The organism is Ilumatobacter sp., from assembly GCF_041688325.1.
Taxonomy (GTDB): Bacteria; Actinomycetota; Acidimicrobiia; order Acidimicrobiales; family Ilumatobacteraceae; genus Ilumatobacter_A.
Window position 1 is genome coordinate 1 of record NZ_JBDNIJ010000426.1, and the last position, 3,658, is coordinate 3,658.

General features: G+C 62.5%; 5 protein-coding genes. 2 read left to right on the forward strand and 3 right to left on the reverse strand.

The window, feature by feature from the left end:
• From ACH2EI_RS20810 to ACH2EI_RS20820, 3 genes are all read right to left on the reverse strand, one after another.
• A partial coding sequence (locus ACH2EI_RS20810; protein ID WP_395156494.1) for an enoyl-CoA hydratase-related protein occupies positions 1 to 580 on the reverse strand: 580 nt, incomplete at its 3' end.
• 1,196 nt (positions 581 to 1,776) lie between these two features.
• Positions 1,777 to 2,304, reverse strand: a complete 528-nt coding sequence (locus tag ACH2EI_RS20815) for a glycine betaine ABC transporter substrate-binding protein (protein ID WP_395156502.1) — start codon at positions 2,302 to 2,304, stop codon at positions 1,777 to 1,779.
• Positions 2,301 to 2,513 carry a hypothetical protein gene (locus ACH2EI_RS20820; protein ID WP_395156496.1) on the reverse strand — a complete coding sequence of 71 codons (213 nt, stop codon included), beginning with the start codon at positions 2,511 to 2,513 and terminating at the stop codon, positions 2,301 to 2,303. Before ACH2EI_RS20820 ends, ACH2EI_RS20815 begins: the two co-directional genes overlap by 4 nt.
• A 332-nt stretch (positions 2,514 to 2,845) precedes the next feature.
• Between ACH2EI_RS20820 and ACH2EI_RS20825 the strand changes: the two genes are divergently transcribed.
• Both ACH2EI_RS20825 and ACH2EI_RS20830 read left to right on the forward strand, forming a co-directional pair.
• Positions 2,846 to 3,046: a phosphoribosyltransferase family protein gene (locus tag ACH2EI_RS20825; protein ID WP_395156498.1), complete on the forward strand. Its 201-nt coding sequence runs from the start codon at positions 2,846 to 2,848 to the stop codon at positions 3,044 to 3,046.
• A 34-nt stretch (positions 3,047 to 3,080) separates the two neighbouring features.
• Positions 3,081 to 3,386, forward strand: coding sequence for a transposase (locus ACH2EI_RS20830; RefSeq protein ID WP_395156500.1), 306 nt, complete (start codon positions 3,081 to 3,083; stop codon positions 3,384 to 3,386).
• Positions 3,387 to 3,658 lie beyond the last annotated feature (272 nt).

A 3,658-nucleotide genomic window follows, 5' to 3' on the forward strand; every position in this document is an offset into this window, starting at 1 on the left:
CGATGGCCCGGCCGGTCAGCAAGAACTGCTTGGCATGTTCGAGACCCAGCCGGTGGACCCACATCATGGTCGTCGGCGTGCCGTAGATGCGGCTTGGTGCGTACCCGATGTGCGCGTCTTCAGCCATATACAGCAGGTCGGCGCAGAGCACCAGATCAGTGGCTCCGCCGACTGCCCACCCGGTGATCTCACCGATCACGGGCTTTGGACACTCCCAGATCTTCATGAATCTGCGGACGTTGTTGTTCATGAACTGGTAGTCCCGCACGGGGTCCCATGCGCCCGCACGTGGCGCTGGCCCCTTGGCGCCGTAGGGCGTCGACCATCCGGGTGGGCCATCGATGGATTCAGAGAAGTCATTGGCGTTCGTGAGGTCGTAGCCAGCCGTGAGCGTGCCGTCGGCGCCACGCAGCACGATCGCCGCCACGTCACGTGACTTGGTTGCGGCGTCGATCCCGTCGGCGACGCCTTGGATCATTGCGTCGGTCAGTGTGTTCTTTTTGTGCGGACGATTCAGCGTGATGATCGCGATGTCGTCACGTTCTTCGTACAACACCACGGAACCGGGTTCATCGCTCATGAGCCGACCAGCTGTGTGCCCTCGATGCCCGACACGACGACGAACGGGGCCGCATCGTTTGGCGGGGCCAACGTGGGCGCAGTGCAGATCTGAGTCGTCATCATGTGCACCACTTCACTCGGTTCATGACATACCGGACGAGCTGTAGCTGGCAGGTGACGGTCTCACTCCCTTTTTCGACGCGATCTGTCCCAACTCGTCGATCGGTCGTTTTGACCTGCTCATCTCATTTGCCGCTACTCCGCAGCGCTGTCGTATTCCATTGCCATGACGGGGTTGCTGCCGGGGTCTTGGAAAGCAATGAGGTGACCGACGTTAGAGATGGTGAACTTCTCCATCAGGATGCCGCCTCCTGCTGCGACGACGCGCTCTCTCGTGGCGTCGACATCGTCGACGCCGAAGGTGCACTCGAACCCCCGGTGCCGGATCGTTGGCGAGGAGTTGGCGACGCTGTTGTATTCGGAGCCACTCGATCACGCATCCGCCCGGTCGGGTCGCGTTGCCGACTGAGGCGGGCTGGGACTACGTCGTGTTCGCTCACACCGGGCTGTTCACTGCGCTGACCGAATCAGTGGCCTGGACGATTCCGCTCATCGGGCGCTGCGCGTGCCCGATGGGACACGGCTGCAGATCGAGCGCTGCACCGTCACACTGCTCTCCGAGCAACTCGCTCTCGAACCGGGTGCGTCGCTGCACCTGCCACTGCCGGACGATCCAATCGCAAGAAACATTGCACACGCGATCATGTCGAATCCCGCACACCCGTTGGACGATCGTCTTCGGGAAGCCAATGCGAATCGTAGAACGATTGAGCGGCGCTTCAGCGCTGAGACAGGAATGAGCTTGGGTGAGTGGCCGCGACGCGCCGGGGCCCTCCTCAGTTGCCAGACTCGCCGACGGGTGAACCGTGACGAACATCGCCGTCGCCGTTGGCTACTCCTCGCCGAGTTCCTTCGTCGCGGCGTTCCGAACCGAACTCGGTACGTCACCGCGGGACTTCATGTCCGGAAATGTAGGTGTCCAACCAGGGAACCGTCCGCTCAAATGTGTCGACGTTCCTCACCCGCAATGCACTGCAAATACAATGAGCACGGGGAACTGGACACGCCAGTGCTCACCATCTCGGAACTCGACTTCGGGTCGATGGCGCGTCGAGCGAGGGCGTCGAGCTCAGGTGCAAGGCCAGACCGGTCTCCTCATTCATCAGCTGCTTTCGCCGTATCGAGCCACTGGTCGACGAGCGATCGATTGGAGTCGATCCAATCCATTGCGTGACGCTCAACGTCGGCGCCGGTGTTCTCGCCGTTTTCGTACCGCACGTTTTGCGTGGCGATGTCGGCGACGTTCAGCTCGACGACCTCGAAGAGCGCAACGGCCAACGGGTTGGCGTCGGCGAATTCCTTGTTGGCGGCGACGCGGATGTCCGCAACCTCCCAACCGATCCAGCACGGATCGGCGGTGCAGGCATCGCCGAGCGGTGCCGGGTCGGCGCTGGCGAAATCGAAGCCACCGGCGGTGGAACCGTCGAGCACCTGGTCGGGGCCGCCGACACTGAGCCAGAGCACCGTCTCGCCGGGGACGAGCCGGGTCAGATAGCTCGACGGCGTCCACGTGTACTGCATTGCGGGCAAACCTCTCTCGACACGGTCGATCGACGCAGCGACGAGGCCCGGGCACCCCGCCTTGACCTGTTCGAGGTTCGACCACTCGTTGAACTCGATCAGTTCGCGACACGCTGCTCGAACAAATCAGCAGCACTCGCGACATATACGGCTGGCGCAGCCGGAACCTCGGCGTTGTGGGACGGTGCATCGCTCGATCGCAGCGCCGCGACTCCCACGAGGGCGATCACGGCGACCACGGCGACCGTGAAGAAGGCTGTCGGCTGAGGACGCGTGTTTCTGCTTGGACGGTGCCCGGTAGTAACTGTCATGTCTGCTCCGATGTTGATGGCCGAAGGTCGGCCGGCGGTGACCGCGGCGTCGGTGCCGAGGTCTTGTATTCGGGTTCGATGTTGCGGCACCAGGGTTTGGGCGTGGTTGAAATCCGGTTGGAGATTGGTATGAACGACCGACGACGCCCTGGGTCGACCTCACCCCGTCATCGCCCAGCTTCGTGCGGGCACTCATTCCTGACTTCGTGGTGCGTGGCGGCCGGCCGGCCGGCAGATGCAGCAATGACGGGCTCGTTCAACGCAGCGATCCGGGGTCACATGCCGATGTTCGGTGCGGACGGCCCAGACGTTGGTGGTTGTACTGTCGAGTGATGGCCGACAGGCACACGGTGTTGTTCAGCGCCGAGGAGATTTCGGCGACGGTGCGTGATCTCGCGGCGTCGATCGACCGTGACCTCGGTGGCAGCCGGTTGATTGTCGATGACATCATCGACACCGGCAGAACGCTCACCGAGCTGGCCCGTTTGATCGGACTGCAACGGCCGCGCAGCATCTCGACGTCGGACGGTTGAAACAGACCAGAACAACGACCCCTGGGAGGGTGAGATGGAACTATCCGAGATCGGAGTGTTCGTCGGCGTTGATATGGCCAAGATGGATCACTTCGCGCAAGCAACCACGACCAACGGCATCGAGTTGTTCGCCGGTCCGGTCCTCAACGATCAGACCGCGATCGAGAAACTGATCGACGACGCAAGTGCTCACGGATGCGTCGCGATCGTGATCGACATGACCGCATCAAACAAGCAACTGCTCCTGGCAGTCGCTACTCAACAAGAAGTTCCGGTCCCCTTCAACCGGGCTACAGATGCGCCGAGCAGCCGACCTCCACGCCGGTTCAGCCAAGACTGACCCGCGAGACGCGTGGGTGTCGGCCGCGACGCGATCTGGCAACCGACGCAAACCGGATTATCAACCGCACACGAGACGCCCTCACAGCCCTGTCACCAGGACTTGAACGCGTTGTTGGGCAGCGCCTCGTTCAGGTCGGTGTCCGCGATCTTCTCGCGAAGTGGTCGACGCCGACCGCGATGCGGGCTGCCGGTAAGACCCGGATCCGCAACACGATCAAGAAGCGCTCACCGCGGCTCGCTGCCAAGATCGAGGAGGCATTTCTTTCCCAC

Coding starts and splice junctions, on each gene's coding strand:
- ACH2EI_RS20820 (WP_395156496.1), bottom strand. CDS start 2,513: ATGACAGTTACTACCGGGCACCGTCCAAGCAGAAACACGCGTCCTCAG.
- ACH2EI_RS20825 (WP_395156498.1), top strand. CDS start 2,846: ATGGCCGACAGGCACACGGTGTTGTTCAGCGCCGAGGAGATTTCGGCG.
- ACH2EI_RS20830 (WP_395156500.1), top strand. CDS start 3,081: ATGGAACTATCCGAGATCGGAGTGTTCGTCGGCGTTGATATGGCCAAG.